This window comes from Streptomyces sp. Mut1 (assembly GCF_030719295.1).
Taxonomy (GTDB): domain Bacteria; phylum Actinomycetota; class Actinomycetes; order Streptomycetales; family Streptomycetaceae; genus Streptomyces; species Streptomyces castrisilvae.
This window is the reverse complement of sequence record NZ_CP120997.1, coordinates 3,169,270-3,184,575: the sequence shown is the minus strand read 5'-3', so window position 1 is coordinate 3,184,575 and position 15,306 is coordinate 3,169,270. Positions and strand designations below refer to the sequence as shown.

Annotated in this window: 15 protein-coding genes; 9 read left to right on the top strand and 6 right to left on the bottom strand. The window is 72.6% G+C overall.

Annotation, left to right across the window (positions count from 1 at the left end):
• Positions 1 to 15: 15 nt before the first annotated feature.
• On the top strand, positions 16 to 795 hold the full coding sequence (locus tag P8A18_RS13635; RefSeq protein ID WP_306054569.1) for a dioxygenase family protein: 780 nt from the start codon (positions 16 to 18) through the stop codon (positions 793 to 795).
• Positions 796 to 804: 9 nt separating this feature from the next.
• Here P8A18_RS13635 and P8A18_RS13630 read toward each other — a convergent pair whose 3' ends face one another.
• The gene (locus tag P8A18_RS13630; protein ID WP_306054567.1) at positions 805 to 1,857 is read right to left on the bottom strand and encodes a questin oxidase family protein; all 1,053 of its coding nucleotides are present in this window, start codon (positions 1,855 to 1,857) and stop codon (positions 805 to 807) included.
• Between the two features lie 423 nt (positions 1,858 to 2,280).
• Between P8A18_RS13630 and P8A18_RS13625 the strand changes: the two genes are divergently transcribed.
• A complete protein-coding gene (locus P8A18_RS13625; RefSeq protein WP_306054565.1) occupies positions 2,281 to 3,279 on the top strand; it encodes a sigma-70 family RNA polymerase sigma factor in 999 nt (332 codons plus the stop codon).
• A gap of 136 nt (positions 3,280 to 3,415) precedes the next feature.
• On the opposite strand, the gene P8A18_RS13620 is transcribed toward P8A18_RS13625, so the two are convergent.
• On the bottom strand, positions 3,416 to 4,375 hold the full coding sequence (locus P8A18_RS13620; RefSeq protein WP_306054563.1) for a helix-turn-helix transcriptional regulator: 960 nt from the start codon (positions 4,373 to 4,375) through the stop codon (positions 3,416 to 3,418).
• A 62-nt stretch (positions 4,376 to 4,437) separates the two neighbouring features.
• Here P8A18_RS13620 and P8A18_RS13615 point away from each other — a divergent pair, with 62 nt between their 5' ends.
• On the top strand, positions 4,438 to 6,051 hold the full coding sequence (locus tag P8A18_RS13615; protein WP_306054561.1) for an MFS transporter: 1,614 nt from the start codon (positions 4,438 to 4,440) through the stop codon (positions 6,049 to 6,051).
• 209 nt (positions 6,052 to 6,260) lie between these two features.
• Here the strand turns inward: P8A18_RS13615 and P8A18_RS13610 are convergent, their stop codons facing one another.
• Positions 6,261 to 7,013, bottom strand: a complete 753-nt coding sequence (locus P8A18_RS13610; protein WP_306054560.1) for a DUF6227 family protein — start codon at positions 7,011 to 7,013, stop codon at positions 6,261 to 6,263.
• Positions 7,014 to 7,146: 133 nt separating this feature from the next.
• Positions 7,147 to 8,244, bottom strand: coding sequence for a P1 family peptidase (locus tag P8A18_RS13605; protein ID WP_306054558.1), 1,098 nt, complete (start codon positions 8,242 to 8,244; stop codon positions 7,147 to 7,149).
• 256 nt (positions 8,245 to 8,500) lie between these two features.
• On the opposite strand from P8A18_RS13605, the gene P8A18_RS13600 reads away from it, so the two are divergent.
• From P8A18_RS13600 to P8A18_RS13575, 6 genes are read left to right on the top strand one after another with little or no spacing between them, the layout of a single operon-like run.
• Positions 8,501 to 9,652, top strand: coding sequence for an MFS transporter (locus P8A18_RS13600; RefSeq protein WP_306054556.1), 1,152 nt, complete (start codon positions 8,501 to 8,503; stop codon positions 9,650 to 9,652).
• Entirely contained in the window at positions 9,649 to 11,973 is a 2,325-nt protein-coding gene (locus P8A18_RS13595) for a molybdopterin oxidoreductase family protein (RefSeq protein WP_306054554.1), read from the top strand. The genes P8A18_RS13600 and P8A18_RS13595 overlap by 4 nt, the downstream gene beginning before the upstream one ends.
• Before the next feature lie 7 nt (positions 11,974 to 11,980).
• The gene (locus P8A18_RS13590) at positions 11,981 to 12,583 is read left to right on the top strand and encodes a 4Fe-4S dicluster domain-containing protein (RefSeq protein ID WP_018104243.1); all 603 of its coding nucleotides are present in this window, start codon (positions 11,981 to 11,983) and stop codon (positions 12,581 to 12,583) included.
• On the top strand, positions 12,580 to 13,374 hold the full coding sequence (locus P8A18_RS13585; protein ID WP_306054551.1) for a QcrA and Rieske domain-containing protein: 795 nt from the start codon (positions 12,580 to 12,582) through the stop codon (positions 13,372 to 13,374). Before P8A18_RS13590 ends, P8A18_RS13585 begins: the two co-directional genes overlap by 4 nt.
• Complete coding sequence (locus P8A18_RS13580) at positions 13,371 to 13,799, top strand: hypothetical protein (RefSeq protein ID WP_306054549.1); 429 nt, start codon at positions 13,371 to 13,373, stop codon at positions 13,797 to 13,799. Before P8A18_RS13585 ends, P8A18_RS13580 begins: the two co-directional genes overlap by 4 nt.
• Before the next feature lie 60 nt (positions 13,800 to 13,859).
• The gene (locus P8A18_RS13575; protein WP_306054547.1) at positions 13,860 to 14,069 is read left to right on the top strand and encodes a hypothetical protein; all 210 of its coding nucleotides are present in this window, start codon (positions 13,860 to 13,862) and stop codon (positions 14,067 to 14,069) included.
• A gap of 55 nt (positions 14,070 to 14,124) precedes the next feature.
• Here the strand turns inward: P8A18_RS13575 and P8A18_RS13570 are convergent, their stop codons facing one another.
• Positions 14,125 to 14,550 carry a large conductance mechanosensitive channel protein MscL gene (locus tag P8A18_RS13570; protein ID WP_202454076.1) on the bottom strand — a complete coding sequence of 142 codons (426 nt, stop codon included), beginning with the start codon at positions 14,548 to 14,550 and terminating at the stop codon, positions 14,125 to 14,127.
• Between the two features lie 174 nt (positions 14,551 to 14,724).
• Positions 14,725 to 15,279, bottom strand: a complete 555-nt coding sequence (locus P8A18_RS13565) for a hypothetical protein (protein WP_306054544.1) — start codon at positions 15,277 to 15,279, stop codon at positions 14,725 to 14,727.
• Positions 15,280 to 15,306: the final 27 nt, after the last annotated feature.

Genomic DNA, 15,306 nt, shown 5'->3' with positions numbered 1-15,306 from the left:
CAGATGGGGAGTGTCATGACTGTCACCGCGGAGCGCATGCCCGCCCTCTATCTCTCCCACGGCGCCCCGCCCCTGGCCGACGACCCGGTCTGGCCCGGCGAGCTGGCCGCCTGGTCGGCCCGGCTGCCGCGCCCCACCGCCGTCCTCATGGTCTCCGCGCACTGGGAGGAGGCCCCGCTCGCACTCGGCGCGACCGAGACGGTCCCGCTGGTCTACGACTTCTGGGGCTTCCCCGACCACTACTACCAGGTGCGTTACGCCGCCCCGGGCGCCCCGCGCCTGGCCGAGAGCGTGCGCAAACTGCTGCGCGGCGCCGGTACGCCGGTCCAGGACATCCCGGACCGCGGCCTCGACCACGGAGCGTACGTACCGCTGGTCGAGATGTTCCCCGACGCCGACATCCCCGTACTCCAGATCTCCCTGCCGACGCTCGACCCGCAGAAGCTGATGGACATCGGGCGCAAGCTCGCCCCGCTGCGCGACGAGGGCGTGCTGATCATCGGCAGCGGCTTCTTCACGCACAACCTCGCCGCCCTGCGGCACGCGGGCGGCACCCCCGGCTGGTCGGCGGAGTTCGACGACTGGGGGCACCGCGCGCTCCAGGAGCAGGACATCGACGCCCTCCTGGACTTCCAGCACAAGTCCCCGGCCGGCCGTCTCGCCCACCCCCGCACCGAGCACTTCGCACCCCTCTTCGTCACACTCGGCGCCTCCGAGCAGGAGCTCGACCAGGGGCGCAGCGTGATCGACGGCTTCTGGATGGGCCTGGCCAAGCGCTCGGTGCAGTACGGGTGAGCAGCGCCTTCAGAGCGCCGGCGGGTTCAGCTCCACCGAGCGCAGCGCGGCCGTCAGGGCCGTCGCGTCGCCCACGTCCAGCGCGGTGTCCGTGAACTTGATGGTGTGGTCGTCGCCGTGCGCCGCCGCCCGCGCGAACACCTCCTCGGCCGACAGCGGCCCGGGCCCGTCCGGAACGGCCACGGGCAGGGCGGGGGAGTAGGCCGCGGTGACCGCCGCGCTCGCCGCCCACGCCGCGCCCACGCTCGGCGCCCACAGCTCGCGCGGCAACGCGGGCAGCGAGCGCAGCACGGCGTTGGGCGCGGTCGCCGCGTGCACCAGCATGATCGGTTCGCCGTGCCCGTACGCCGCATAGCGATGGGTGGCGGCCCGCACCAGCTCCGTCAGCCGGGCACGCGCCTCGTCGGGGCCGGTCACGGGCCGGCCGGGCCACTGCGGGAACGCCGTGAGCTGGTCCAGCCGCGCCCGGATGCCGCCGCTCCGGTCAGGTACCGGCACCACGGCGTCCAGCGCGGCCCCGGCGCTCGGGGCCGGGGCGAGCGTGGCCAGTGGGGGCAGCGGCTGGTGGCGGGCCGCCCAGTAGCCGAGCGCGTGGGCCAGCTCCCTGACCCGGGGGCCGTTCTCCTCCGTGGCCAGCAGGGAGCGCACGCTGTGGCCGACCCGGATCACCGGGTGCGTGGCGCCGCCCGCGATGCCGGGGAGCAGCCGGGGCCACCACTCGGCGAGGACCTCGCGCCAGGGGCGGGCGGCCGTCTCCCGCTCGAAGTACACCGCCCAGTCGGCGATGCGGCGCGGGTCGCCGAGGGCCTCGTGCCAGTTCGCGGGGGTGACCTCGGCGAAGCGGTCCGGCATGTCCTCCAGCTTCTGCCGGTAGTGGTCCAGCCAGCGGTGCACGCCCGGGGCCTGCCCGTGGTGGACCAGGGCCTCCACGGCCATGGGGGCGTGATTGCTCAGCCAGCCGTGCCGCTCGGGGCCGAAGGAGTGGAGCCGTTCCAGTGCCTCGTCCAGCGTGCCGGAGGTGTCGGGTGCGGTGCGCGGTGTGCCGGGTGTCGTCTCGTCCATACGCCGACACGCTAGGCAGCGCGTACCGGTCCGGTAACCGGCTGTGGTCCCGGGCGGGGCGGGCCGCGGGGACTAGGACCGCGGTCCCGGACGTTCGTAGTCGAGTGGGTGGCGCCGGAGGCGTACGACACGGGTCCGCGTTCCTGAGCAACCGGGCACCCATGACCGGACGTCTACCGGGGTACGAGCGCAAACGGGTGGCAGCGAGCGCCGACGGGGTCCCGAAAAGTCCCGTACAGCCGCTCCGACCTGCACGTTCGTGCTCAGCCGCACCGAGTGCCCGCCTCGGTGGTGCGACAGGGTACTGCATGATCGCGAAATTGAATGCCGGGCATGGGAATTCTGTCCGGATTCCAGTCGTTGTTTCCAACGGATGCAGGGCACCCGAGAGGGTGTCGCGACCTACTCAGCAAGGGAGCACGCATGGCAACCCGTGCCGTCGCCCGTCGTTCGTCCGCCACGGGCGGGACCAACCGGGCGAGCAGTGTTCGCGCCGTGGGCGGAGAGATCGCCGATCGCGACCTGGTCGGCATGTACCTGGACGAGATAGCGCGTACGCCGCTGCTCGACGCCGCGAAGGAGGTCGAGCTCTCGCAGGCCGTCGAAGCGGGCGTCTACGCCGGCCGGATCCTCGACGGCTCGGTCGAGAGCGAGGCCGGCGGTGCCTCGCGCGAGGAGCTGGAGGGGCTGGTCGCCGAGGGCGAGCGCGCCAAGGACATATTCATCCGTTCCAACCTCCGCCTCGTCGTCGCCGTCGCCCGCCGCTACCCGCGGGCCGGGCTCCCCCTGCTCGACCTGATCCAGGAGGGCAACGCGGGCCTGGTGCGCGCGGTCGAGAAGTTCGACTACGCCAAGGGCTTCAAGTTCTCCACGTACGCCACGTGGTGGATCCGCCAGGCCATCACCCGCTCGATAGCCGACCAGTCGCGCACGATCCGGCTCCCCGTCCACCTGGTGGAGGAGCTGGGCCGTATCCGCCGTGTGCAGCGCGAATTCAACCGCGAGCACGGGCGCGACCCGGAGCACGCGGAGATCGCCGCCGAGCTGGACTCCACGCCGGGGCGCGTCGGTGACGTCCTGGACTGGGCCCGTGACCCGGTCAGCCTCAACATGTCCGTGGACGACCAGGGCGACACGCAGTTCGGCGACCTGCTGGAGGACACCTCCGCCGTCTCGCCCGAGCAGTCGGTGCTCACGCTGCTGCGCAGCGAGGAGCTGGAAGACCTCATCGGCAAGCTCGACAACCGGACCGCGTCGATCATCCGCATGCGGTACGGCATCGAGGACGGCCGCGAGCGGACCCTGACCGAAGTGGGCAAGCAGCACGGCCTCACCCGGGAGCGCATCCGCCAGATCGAGAAGCACGCACTGCTCGAATTGAAGCGAATGGCTCACGACACGGGCTTTGACGCTGCGGCGTGAGCCCGAGTCCAGTAACCTCCGAATTGGGCCGCTTCACCTGGCCCCCCTGAGCTGAGTCCCGGCGCCCACCCCCCCCTGGCGCCGGGGCTCATTCTTTTGCGCGCGCCTTCCTTCGCGCGCGCCCCGCCCGCAGCCGTCAGGAGGCAGCCGCGCGGGTGAGCCGGGAGCCCAGGTCGTGCAGGTAGGACACCAGCTGCGGCGGCTCGTGCGCGGTGAACTCGCAGTCCACCAGTGCCAGGCGCACCGCCACCCACTCCAGCGAGTCCCGCAGCACACCACGCAACCGGCAGCCGCCCTCGCCCTCGGGCTCCAGCGAGCCGAGCGCACCGGGCAGCCGCGAGGCGACGAACTCCACCGGAGCCGCGAAGCTCACATCCACCGCCAGCTCGTGCCGGCGCGCCATCGAACTGCTCAGGAACTCCGCCGCGTCACCCGCGGGCAGCTCCCGCGGCGCGAACCGCGACCCCGTCGCGAACGGCTCGCTCACCCGGTCCACCCGGAAGGTGCGCCACGCCTCCCGCTCCAGGTCGTACGCCACCAGGTACCAGCGCCACCCGGTGCTCACCAGCCGGTACGGCTCGACCTGGCGCCTCGTCTCGGCGCCGTCCCCCGCGCGGTAGGCGAACCGCAGCCGCTCCCGGCCGGTGACCGCCGACGCCATCACCGTCAGCGTCTGCGGATCGATCGTCGAACCGTCGCCCCTGGCCAGCGGCACCGTCGCGTTCTGAAGGGTGGAGACGCGGTGGCGCAGCCGGGAGGGCAGCACCTGCTCCAGCTTGGCCAGCGCGCGTACGGAGGCCTCGTCCACGCCCTCGATGGCATGACCGGCGCCGGCCCGCAGTCCCACCGCGATGGCCACCGCCTCCTCGTCGTCCAGCAGCAGCGGGGGCATGGCGGTGCCGGCCACGAGCCGGTAGCCGCCGACCGAGCCGCGCGAAGCCTCGACCGGATAGCCCAGGTCACGCAGGCGGTCGATGTCGCGGCGGATGGTGCGCGGGCTGACGGCGAGCCGGTCGGCCAGCTCGCTGCCCGGCCACTCGCGCGGCGTCTGGAGCAGTGACAGCAGATTCAGCAGTCGTGCCGGGGTATCGGTCATGTCACTCAGGATGCGCGCCCATTGGGTCATGACCTGACCTAGTTGCCGTTTAAGTTCTTCACATGACTTCCTCCGCACCTCTGCCGTCGCCTGCGGTCGCCTCCGCGCCGGCCCCGGCCCCGTCGGACCGCCGCCGGTGGTTCGCCCTGGCCATCGTGATGACCGCGGCCTTCATGGACCTGGTCGACGTCACGATCGTCAACATCGCCATCCCCAGCATCGAGCGGGACACCGGCGCCTCGTTCAGCTCGATCCAGTGGATCGTCGCCGGTTACGCCCTGGCCTTCGCCGCCGGGCTGATCACCGGCGGCCGGCTCGGCGACATCTACGGCCGCAAGCGCCTCTTCCTCATCGGGATAGGCGGCTTCACCCTCGCCTCCGCGCTCTGCGGATTCGCCGCCAACCCGGAGATGCTGGTCGCCTCCCGCCTCCTCCAGGGGGCGACGGCGGCGCTGATGGTGCCCCAGGTGCTGTCGATCGTGCACGCCACCTTCCCCGCCCACGAACGCGGCAAGGTCTTCGGCCTCTTCGGCGCGATCGTCGGCCTCGGCGCGGTCTCCGGACCGCTGCTGGGCGCCCTGCTCACCGAGTGGAACATCGCCGGCCTGGAATGGCGCCCGATCTTCCTCATCAACCTGCCCGTCGGCATCATCGGCCTGGTCCTCGGCAGCAAATACATCAGCGAGTCCAAGTCGCCCAAGGCGCTGCGCCTCGATCTGACCGGCGTCGTGCTGGTGACGCTCGGCATGCTGATGCTGATCTACCCGCTGACCCGGGGCCGCGAGCTGGGCTGGCCGCTGTGGGGCTACCTGTCGATGGCCGGAAGCGTCCTCGTCTTCCTCGTCCTCGTGCTGTTCGAGCGTGCCAAGGGCAGCCGGGACGGCTCGCCGCTGGTCGAACTGTCGCTGTTCCGGGTCCGGAGCTTCGCCGCCGGTATCGCCGTGCAGCTGACCTTCGGCATCGGGCTCGGGATCTTCTTCCTGGTCTGGACGCTGTACATGCAGCAGGGCCTCGGCTGGAGCGCCCTGAAGGCCGGCACGACCGGCATTCCGTTCTCCGTCTCCGTCTCGGTCGCCGCCGGCCTCTCCGTGCAGAAGCTGGTGCCCCGCTTCGGCCGCAAGGTCCTCCAGGCGGGGGCGCTGCTCATGGCCGCCGGTCTGCTGCTCTACATCTGGGAGTCCGGCCACTACGGCATGGAGATCACGTCCTGGCAGATGGCGCTGCCGCTCGTGGTCATGGGCGTCGGCATGGGCCTGATCGTGGCCCCGCTGGCCGACGCGGTGCTCTCCGAGGTGCCCAAGGAGCACTCCGGTTCCGCCTCCGGTCTGTTCAACACCGTCCAGCAGATGGGCAACGCTCTCGGGCTCGGGCTGGTCTCCGTCGTCTTCTTCGGGGCGATCGGCGACCGGCTGACCCCGGCACAGGTGGGCCCGGCGTTCGCCGACGCCTTCGAGCAGTCGCTGTGGTGGGTGGCCGGGGTGCTGCTCGTGATCTTCGTGGTGATGTTCGCGCTGCCGGCCAGGCCGAAGCAGCACGTGGAGGGCGCCGACGAGGAGGCCGTCGAGGCCCCGGCCGGTGAACTCGCGGGCGGGCCCGCGGAGAACCCCCTGGGCGGTGGACCTGTGGCGAACGACGACGCCGGGGAGGCCGCCGGGGAGCCCGTGCTGACGCACTGAGCCACGGCGTTACGCGGCAGAGGCGGCCGGTGCCCGCGTCCCCCCGAGGGACGCGGGCACCGGCATGCGCGGGGCCCCGGACGGCGTGCGGGGTCGGCCGGGGCGCGGGGGCCGACGACTGCGCGCACGGGAGCTGTCCGGGGCGGGGGCGCCCGCCGCGCCCCGGCCGTCCGCCGCGCCCCGGACGGCCGGTGGGCCGGGCGCGCAGGTCAGCAGATGCGGGTACGGCTCTCCATCGCGCCGCGTGCCGCCTCCTCGTCGCCGTACACCTCGCACATGTGGCGGCCGTCCGGCGTCGCCGTGTGCTCGACCTCCCACAGGCTCGTCTCGCTCCCGTCGAGGAGCAGGAACGCGTGCTCGTACAGCGTGAAGCCCGCGTTCCGTCCGTCGACCTGGCACTGGCGGCCGAAGACCTGCGTGATGTGGTGGGCGAAGGCCGCCCGCAGCAGATCGGCGGTTGCCTCGCCCGGCACGTCGCCGTTCTCCGCGCGGCGCAGGACCCGGCGGGCGTGGTCCGCGGAATTGTCCGGGGCGTACATCCGGGGCAGCGGCGGCGGGGGAGCGGCCATCAGGGCGGACAGGATCTCCAGGTCCGCCTGCGCGCCGGCGTCCCCGAAGTCGGGGGCCTCCCACAGGCCACCGGTCAGCCGGGCGGCGGCGATGTGGGCGTCGGCCTCGTCGTCGTACAGCTCGTGCTGCCGGGTGTCGGGATGCCCGGCGCCGCGAGGTCCGCCCCGCACCAGCTCCCACAGCGTGAGCGCCGAGCCGTCGCTCAGCAGATATGTATGCCGGTAGGTCTCGCGGTGCAGGGTCGCGCTGTGGTGGGAGGAGTGCAGGGAGCTGCTGTGGGCCAGCGCGGTGCTCAGCCGCTCCATCGTGCTGTCGGGCAGGTCGAACGAGTTGAGAGCCCGTCGCAGGAGTCGTTCGAGGTGCTGCTCGGTTGTCTCGTACGGATCGCTCAAGGTGCTGTCTCCAGGCCGTCGCCGCGTGTGACGTGATGCGTGCATAACGTAGCCCCTGAGGCTGACATCGGGACCGGGGTTCGGGAAAACGTATGGCGCGCGCGGAAGGTTCCACGTGTCCACCCGAACTTCCTTACGCCGACGGCGATTCGGTTCCCCCGCCGGAACCGTCGGGCGCCCGCCCCGTGCGCCGGAGCGTCCCGTAGAGGTCGCTGTACGCCGGACAGGCGCCCCCGCCGTCGCGGCCGTCGGTGCCCGAGGCCGCCCGCACCGCCTTCACGATGGCCCGCGCCACGACCTCCGCACCCGCCGCGAGCAGGGGATTGAGCGCGACCGGGTTCTCCGCGTCCAGCGCCTGCCGGCCGGTGGCCAGCGCGAAAACGGTGTCCCCGTCGGTCAGCAGGTGCACGGGCCGGATGGCGCGGGCCAGCCCGTCGTGCGCCGTCCCCGCGAGCTTCTGGGCCTGTGCGCGGCCGAGATCGGCATCGGTGGCGACGACGGCGAGCGTGGTGTTGAGCGGGGGGCGCGTGTCCGCGTCGCGCGCCTGTTCCAGGCGCCGTTGCGCCGCCTCGTGGACCTCGGCGGGCGGGGCGACGGCCGGCTCGGCGCCGCCGTACTCCCCGTACAGCACCCCGGTACGGGGATCGAGCACCGAACCCGCCGCGTTCACCACGACCAGCGCGCCCACGGTGTGCCCGGACGGCAACAGGACGCTCGCGGTCCCCACCCCGCCCTTCAGCCGCCCCGCGACCGCCCCCGTGCCCGCGCCCACGCACCCCTCGGCGACCACCGCGCCGGCCTCGGAGCCCGCCGCGGCCTCCACCGCGGCCCGGCCCGTCGAGGCGTCCGGCCTGGCCCGCCAGTCGCCGCCCCGGCCCAGGTCGAACACGCAGGCCGCCGGCACCACCGGAACGACCTGCGCCGGATCGGCTCCCACCCGCACCCCGCGGCCCCGCTCCTCCAGCCAGGCCATCACCCCGGACGCCGCGTCCAGCCCGTACGCGCTGCCCCCGGTGAGGACGACCGCGTCGATGCGCTGCACCAGGTTGCGCGGGTCCAGCGCGTCCGTCTCCCGGGTCCCGGGCCCGCCGCCGCGCACATCGACGGCCGCCACCGCGCCGCCCTCCGGCGCGAGCACCACGGTCGTACCGCTGAGCGCCCCCTTGCCGGGGACCTGGGCATGCCCGACGCGCAGCCCGGCCACATCGGTGAGCGCATCCTGACGGGCCATCGGTACTCCTCGGGGGCGGTGACGGGGCGGGGCGGTGACGGGGATGGGGACGGAGCGGGGCGGGGACAGTGGCGATGACGAGGCGGGGGCAGGGGCGGGAGGAGCGGCTGGGCCGGGGCGGGAGCAGGGGCATGGCGTACGCGGTCAACGTACCGGCGGGGCGGGCGCGCGGGGAGATGTGTCCCGGCCCCGACTCGCTCACCCCGTAAGGCTACAAAACAGGACCAACCGCCCCGCTCAGCCCTACGGTGACGGGGTGACCGAGCCACCTGATGCCGCAGGCGCAGCCGCGCAGCCCGCCCCCGGTGCCCGCACCGGTTCCTCCGGCGGGGCCGGCACTCCGCCGCCCGACGGCGGGTCCGCCCGTGCCGGGAGTGCCGGTCCCCGGTCCGTGACCGCGCGGGCGACCGCGGCCGGTGTCATCGTCTCCCTCCTGCTGATCGTGGCGATCGTGCTCGGCAGCCGGCTGCTGGCGAACTTCGACTCCGCGCTCCTGCCGTACGCCGTGGCCTCGGTCTTCCTCGCGTTCGGCGTCGCCTACCGGTACACGGTGTGGGTGTCCGCACCCGGGGCCAGGCGGCTGTTCAAGAAGGGGTGGGGGAGCCTCTTCTCCGTCGCCAACTTCCGCCGGGCACCCACCGCGCTGCCGAAGATGGCCGCCACCTACCTCGGCTTCCAGAAGTTCCTCGGCGCCCGCTCCCACGCCCGCTGGGCCGCCCACCAGCTGATCTTCTGGGGCTGCGTCCTGGCGGCGCTGATCACCTTCCCGCTGACCTGGGGCTGGTTCACGTTCACCTCGGGCACCGGGTCCGGACCCGGCTACGAGATGCGTATCTGGGGCTTCAAGATCATCGGGTTCGACTCCCTGGACATCCTCGGCTGGCTGATGTTCCACGGCCTGGACATCGCGGCCGTCCTCGTCATCCCCGGCGCCTCGTACTTCCTGTGGCGGCGGATGAGGGACCGCGCTGCCATCACGGGCCAGCGGTTCGGCTACGACCTGGTGCCGCTGATCGCGCTCATCGTCATCTCGGTGACCGGTCTCCTCCTCACCTTCTCCTCGATCTTCCTGCACGGCGGCGGCTACGAGTTCCTGGCGATCCTCCACATGGCCTCGGTGGTCTTCACCCTCATCTACATCCCGTTCGGGAAGTTCTTCCACATCGTCCAGCGGCCCGCCGCCGTCGGCATGCAGCTGTTCAAGTACACCGGCCGGCAGGACGAGCAGGTCTTCGGCTGCCGCCGCTGCGAGGAACCCATCGACACCACCCCGTACGTCGACAACCTCCGCGGCACCATGCGCGACCTCGGCCTCGGCTTCGACGAATGGGCCGAATACTGCCCCCGCTGCAAACGGGTGCTGCGCGGCAGCGCCTATCTCTCCCAGGTGAAGAAGGGCTTCAAGTGACCGCGGACCCGCGAGCGCCCCAACCGCATGCGGTCGTTCCCATCGACCCCGCCCTCGCACCGCCCGGCACCCGGGCCTTCCGCGACGCGGGCGGCATCCCCGCCGACCGGTGGCACGCCGACCAGAACGGCGAGACCCTCGTCCCCACCCACTGCTGCTTCTGCGGTGTCCAATGCGGGATGTATCTGCGCGTCGACCGGGGCGGCAAGGTCTTCGGCGTCGAACCCCGCAACCACGACATCAACCGGATGCGCCTGTGCCCCAAGGGCATCAACGCCTACCAGCAGGTCAACCACCCCGACCGGCTCACCGTCCCCCTCATGCGCCGCTCCCGCGACGAGCCGCTGCGCGAGGTCTCCTGGGACGAGGCGCTCGACTTCACCGTCGCCGAGATCAGACGCATCCAGCAGACCTACGGGAACGACGCCTTCGGGCTGCTCGGCGGAGCGAGCCTGTTCTCCGAGAAGACCTATCTGGTCGGCAAGTTCGCCCGGGTCGCCCTCAGGACCCGGCACGTCGACTACAACGGCCGGCTCTGCATGGTCAGCGCGGCGGGCGCCAACAAACTGGCCTTCAACATCGACCGGGCCGGCAACCCCTTCTCCGACATCCTGCTCACCGACTGCCTGCTGATCGCCGGCTCCAACGTCGGTGAGTGCTTCCCCGTGATGACCCAGTACGTGTGGGGGGCCCGGGACCGCGGCGCCGGCCTCATCGTGATCGACCCCCGCGAGACGGCCATCGCACGGACCGCCGACATCCACGTCGCCCTCAAGCCCGGCACCGACTCCGCGTTCTTCAACGCCGTGCTGAACGTCGTCATCGCGGAGGGCCTCACCGACGAGGCCTACCTCGCCGCCCACGCCACCGGCTGGGCGGAGGTGAAGGCCAAGGCCGCCGAATACCCGCCGTCCCGGGCAGCCGAGATCTGCGGGGTGCCCGCCGAACAGATCGTCCAGGTCGCCCGCACCTTCGCCCGCGCCCCCAAGGCCATGGCCTGGCACGCCCGGGGCATCGAGCACCACTCGCAGGGCGTCGAGAACTGCCTCGCCGTGATCAACCTCTGCACCGCCACCGGGCACATCGGCAAGCCCGGCGCCGGCTACGGCACCCTCACCGGCCAGGGCAACGGGCAGGGCGGCCGCGAACACGGCCAGAAGTCCGACCTCCTCCCGGGCGGACGCTCCATCAACAACGACGAGCACCGCCGGCAGATCTGCGAGATCTGGGGGATCGAGGAGTCCGAACTCCCGCCCGCCGGAACCTCGATGATGGAAATGGTCTGGCAGATGCAACGCCGCGAGATCCGCGGCCTGATCGGCATCTGCAACAACCCCTTCGTCTCCCTGCCCAACTACAAGGTGGTCAAGGAGGGGTACGACGCCACAGAGTTCCACGCCCAATTCGACTTCTTCCTTTCCGAGACCGCCGCCAACGCGCACGTCGTCTTCCCCGTCACCACCTGGGCCGAGGACGAAGGCGTCATGGCCAACGCCGAGGCCAGGGTGGTCAAGCACAACAAGGCCCAGGACCCGCCCCCCGGCGTCCGCACCGACACCTGGGTCATGTGCGAACTCGCCCGGCGCCTCGGCGCGGGCGACAAATTCGCCTTCGCCGACTCGCGCGCGGTCTTCGACGAACTGCGCATCGCCTCCGCCGGCACCGTCAACGACTACTACGGCATCACCTACGAACGCCTGGAGGAGACCGGCGGCATCGCCTGGCCCTGCCCCTCCACCGACCACCCCGGCACCCCCCGCCTCTTCGAGGACGGCAGGACCTACCACCCCGACGGCAAGATCCATCTACAGGTCGTCGAGTGGCACCCGCCGATGGACCCGTACGACGACGAGCACCCCATGAGCCTGACCACCGGACGTACCGTCGCCCACTTCCTCTCCGGCAACCAGACCCGCCGTCTGGGCGCCCTCGTGGAACAGACCCCCCGCCCCTGGGCCGAGGTCCACCCCTCCCACGGCTTCCGCAACGGCGAACCGGTCCGCGTTGTCACCCGGCGCGGCAGCGAGGTCTTCCCCGCCCTGGTCACCGAGGCGATCCGCCCCGACACCGTCTTCATCCCGTACCACTGGCCGGTCCCCACCGCCGCGAACGCGCTGACCATCGACGCCCTCGACCCCCGCTCCAAGATCCCCGAGTACAAGGTGTGCGCCTGCCGCATCGAGCACGCCGAGCGGATCGACGAGGTCCCCGCACCCCCGGTAGCGCCGGGACACGTCGCCTACCCGGAGACCCAGGTCTCCCGCACCGACCCGCTGCCGCCCACCTCCCCGCAGGGCCGCGGCACCTCGGAGAGGAGCTGATGCCCGCATGATGGGCCGAACGATCTTCATCGACCCGGGGCGCTGCATCGGCTGCCAGGCCTGCGTCTCCGCCTGCCGCGAATGCGACTCGCACCGCGGCAAGTCCATGATCCACCTCGACTACACCGACGAGGGCCAGTCCGTCGCCTCCCTTCCCACGGTCTGTATGCACTGCGAGGACCCCGTCGCCCCCTGCGCCGAGGTGTGCCCGGCCGACGCGATCCTGGTGACCGCCGACGGCGTCGTGCAGCAGGCCGACACCACCCGCTGCATCGGCTGCGCCAACTGCGTCAACGCCTGCCCCTTCGGCGTACCGAAGATCGACCTCCAGGCGAAGCTGCAGATGAAGTGCAACCTCTGCTACGACCGCACCGCCTACGGCCTCGCCCCCATGTGCGCCACCGTCTGCCCCACCGGGGCGCTGTTCTACGGGACCGCCGAGGAGCTCCAGGCCGAACGCCCCGGCGTCCAGGTCGCCGACTCCTTCGTCTTCGGCGAGAGCGAGGTCCGTACCGGCGTCGCGATGGTCGTGCCCGCCGACCGGGTCCAGTGGCCGGTGCCCGGCGGCCTGCCCGTCGTGGAGATCAACGGGAAGGACGTCCGGCGATGACCGAGACGGAACACCCGCCCCCCGGCGACCCGAAGCAGCCACCGCCCCGCGACCCGGGCGGCACACCCCCCGGAGCCCCCGGCCGGCCCGCCTCCGGCGATCCGCGCGAGGCCCTGCACGACCGGATCGCCGCCGACTCGCTCACCACCCGCCGTGACTACCTGCGGATCGTCGCCACCGTGTCCGGCGGTCTCGCCGCCGGCGGTCTCGGGGTCGCCGCCGGCATTCTGCCCCGCCACGGCGACTCGGACGAGGACGGCAAGGCCCCGGCCCCGAAGCGGATCGCCTCCCAGCTCCTTCCCGGCGAATCCCTCGCCTTCGACTACCCCGACGCGGAGGACCGGGCGGTCGCCGTCCGCCTCAACGACGGCGCCCTCGTCGGCTACTCCGCGATCTGCACCCACCTCGCCTGCGCCGTGCTCTGGCGGAAGGACCGGGGCACCGAGGGCGAGCTGTACTGCCCCTGCCACGAGGGCGTCTTCGACGCCCGGACCGGCGAGGTCACCGCGGGCCCGCCGCCCCGGGGGCTGCCCAAGGTGGTGCTCACCGAACAGCCCGACGGCAGCATCTGGGCGGTCGGCACCACCCGCTCCGGCGAGAGCGTCGAGCACGGGCTGTGCCGCCGGCTCGGCGAGGACCGCCCCGACCTCGCCGGCCGTATCGGCTGCCCCGGCGTCCGCGACGGCGCGGAAGCCCCCGCCGCCCCCGGCGCCGCCCGCACGGTGGCCCCCGGCCCCTCCCGCCCCCGCACCGGAGCCGGCGCGTCCGCGACCCCCGGGAGCCCGACATGAGCGCCGAAGACGGTCCGCGTCCCGGCGACGACCGACAGCACCCCGGCCCGGCCCCCGGCCCGCAGCCCCCCGGCCCGCATTACCCCGAGTACCACCCGGGCAGCGCGCGGGCCGAGCTCAACCGGCCCCTCCACGAGCGGTACCCGCAGATCCGGCCCACCAGCGGCTACGGCGACCCCCGCGTCCGCCACACCGGGCCCGGACCTGGGGCCGGCACCGACCAGGAACCCGAGCGGTCCGCCAAGCTCACGGCCCGGCTCGTCCTCGCCATGAGCGTCGTCATCGGGCAGCTGTGGGGTCTGACGGTGATCGTCGACGAGTGGATGGAGGGCCACTCGGCCACCGCGTGGTGGGGGGCCGGGTTCCTCTGCCTCTCGTTCCTCGTCGTCCTGGGGCTCTGGCTCCTCGCCCCGAAGGACCGCTGACCGCCGCCCTCCGGGGCCGGGGCTCGACGGGAGCGGGGCCGGCAGCCGTACCCTGGAGCTATGAGTACCGCCCCCGCCTCCGGCCCGCGCGACGCGGAGCCGAATACTCCGGACCGGCCCCGGCCCAAGCTGGCGCTGATCTTCGACGATCCGCTGGACCAGCAGTCAGCGGACGACACGGACCAGGGGTGGGGCGAGCGGGCCCCGTCCGGCGGCAGCGCCGCCGACCTCGCGCGCTTCCTCGACGAGAAGCCGCCGCACCACATCTGACCGCGCCCGCCGCTGCCCGGCAGCCTCGGGCGTACCGCCCGGCCGCCGGGACGGCTCACGCCTGGTGGCTGCCGCCGCGCTGAGCGATCAGGGTGTCGCGGATCTCCTTCAGCACCTCCAGCTCGCTCACCTCCATCGTCTCCTGCACGCCTTCCTTCGCCGCCTGCATCGCGGCCCGCCTGGCGAGGTACTTCGCCATCGGCAGGACCATCAGGAAGTAGACGACCGCGGCGGTGATCAGGAAGCTGAGCGTCGCGCTGAGGACCGAGCCCCACAGAATCCGGATGCCCTCCGTCGCCTCGCCCGTCGCCGGGTCCGTCGTGCACGGGGCCTTCAGGCAGGAGCTGTAGTTCTCCAGGTCCTTGGTGCCGAACGCACCGACGAGCGGATTGATGATGCCCTTGACGATCGCGTTCACGATGTTCGTGAACGCCGCGCCGATGACGACGGCGACCGCCAGATCGATCACGTTGCCACGCATCAGGAAGGCCTTGAAGCCGTCCAGCAGGCTGACCTTCTTCGTCTCGCTCACGGGTGCGCTGTCCTCCGTATGTATCGCAAGGGGGGTGAACTGCCTTGCAAACTACGGCAGTAGATGGGGAAACCACCTCATCCGGGGCTGTTGTCAGGTGACGTGATGGTTCGCCAGTACGAATCAACACAGGATCACCGCGAATCCGCCCGAGATCCCGGCACCCGCCAGGTCTGCGGCCGTCGTCCTCGGCACCGCCAGTACGATCAGCGCCCCCGCGCCCGACGCGCCCTCGGCCGACACCGCCGGCACCTGCTCCACCCGCGCCCCCTCGGCCAGCACCCGGGCCTTCGTCCCGGCCCCCTCGGACGCCACCACATCCACCCGGTCGCCCGGCCGCAACAGCCGCACGGTCGCCGCGTCCGCGATCCGTACCGGCGCCGACACCAGCCGCACCGGGGGTGACGCCCGCCCCGGCGCTGCGTCGGCGCCCTGCCCGCCCCCGCCTCCACCGAACCCGGAAACGGCCAGCGCGGCCGCCGTCAGCGCCAGCCCCGCCGCCATGGACCGACGCTGCCGCCACACCGCCCGGCGCAGCCGGTGGCCCGAGCCCCCGCGCACCCGCAGCGGCGGGAACGCGGGCACCCCGCACGGCGGTGGGGCGGGCAGCGGCCCCGGCGGCGCACCCGCGACGGAAGCGGTGGGGCCGGGCAGGGAGGAGAAGGGGGAACCGGACATGGGCATCGCGAACACCGCCTGCGTCAG